Source organism: Segatella copri (assembly GCF_009494395.1).
In the GTDB taxonomy this organism is placed as follows: domain Bacteria; phylum Bacteroidota; class Bacteroidia; order Bacteroidales; family Bacteroidaceae; genus Prevotella.
The window spans coordinates 1-1,319 of the sequence record NZ_VZCB01000009.1; the positions used below are offsets into that span (position 1 = coordinate 1).

Below are 1,319 nucleotides of genomic sequence, written 5' to 3' on the forward strand. Positions count from 1 at the left end.
CACTAGTGTCCCGTTAAAACGAGACGATTATTAAATAAGTTATTAATACTCAAAAGTTTACGGACTTTTTATAGTGTATTCGATTTGATTTTGTATCTTTGCACGCATATTTAAAATACGTGTGCGATGAACAAAGGCAAAACTATATTCTCTCAGATTATGTCACTTATACCAGAACGTGATTTCAAAACTTGTGTAGACCGTTATAAGGGAAACTACAGAGCAAGAAACTTCTCTTGCAAAGACCAATTCCTAGTAATGAGCTATGCTCAATTAACAGGTCGTGATAGTCTTCGAGATATAGAAAACTGCCTTACGGCACTCTCCAGCAAACTTTACCATTGTGGTATTAGTTATGCTGTACCACGTAATACTCTAGCAAAAGCTAACGAGAAGCGAGATTGGCATATCTATAAAGATTTTGCAGACGTTCTTTTGAAAAAAGTACGTCCTCTTTATGTCAAAGACAAGTTCAGATTAGACCTAGACAACATGGTATATGCTTTTGATAGCAGTACTATAAGTCTGTGTCTCAAATTATGTCCTTGGGCAAAGTATCGCAAAAACAAAGGTGGCATCAAAATGCACACATTAGTCGATTTGCGAGGAAATCTTCCAGTCTCAGTTTATTTGACTTCTGCATCGGTTAATGATGTAAAAGCTCTTGATGATCTCTACATAGAACCTTCTGCTATCTATTTGATGGACAGAGGATATGTAGATTTCAACAGACTCTTCAAGTTGATAACTAAGAAGAATGCATTCTTTGTTACTAGGGCAAAAGATAACATGCTTTTTGAAGTTGTATCAGAAGCCGAAGTTGACAAGAGTACTGGTATCATTTCTGATGAACGTATCAAATTAACAGGACTACATACTGCCAAATGGTATCCTGAAGAACTTAGAATGGTAACCTATGAGGACTATGCAACAAGTAAGGTGTATAGGTTTCTCACAAACAACATGGAATATGAAGCGCTTACCATATCTGAATTATATAGGGAAAGATGGAACGTGGAACTTTACTTTAAATGGATTAAGCAACACCTTCACATCAAATCCTTTTATGGAACTTCCGAGAATGCCATATATCTGCAAATCTGGATTGCCATATGCACATACTTGCTTTTAGCTTATGCAAAGAAAGTGATGCACATAGATCAATCGCTACACACTATTTCAAAGAACGTGGGTCTATTCCTTACGGACAAGACTCCTTTAAATGAATTGTTTAACAAAGCTGTTCCAACAGAAGAGACGGAGGATTGGCTATATCCTAGCCTTTTCAGGCCCGATGATTTCTAAACGGGACAGCAGTG

At 37.0% G+C, this 1,319-nt stretch carries 1 protein-coding gene; it reads left to right on the forward strand.

Annotation, left to right across the window (positions count from 1 at the left end):
- Window positions 1–126: 126 nt before the first annotated feature.
- The gene (locus tag F7D73_RS00935) at window positions 127–1,305 is read left to right on the forward strand and encodes an IS4 family transposase (protein WP_118064592.1); all 1,179 of its coding nucleotides are present in this window, start codon (window positions 127–129) and stop codon (window positions 1,303–1,305) included.
- Window positions 1,306–1,319: the final 14 nt, after the last annotated feature.

Excerpts from the sequence above, each read along its gene's own strand:
- F7D73_RS00935 (WP_118064592.1), top strand. The coding sequence starts at position 127 with ATGAACAAAGGCAAAACTATATTCTCTCAGATTATGTCACTTATACCA.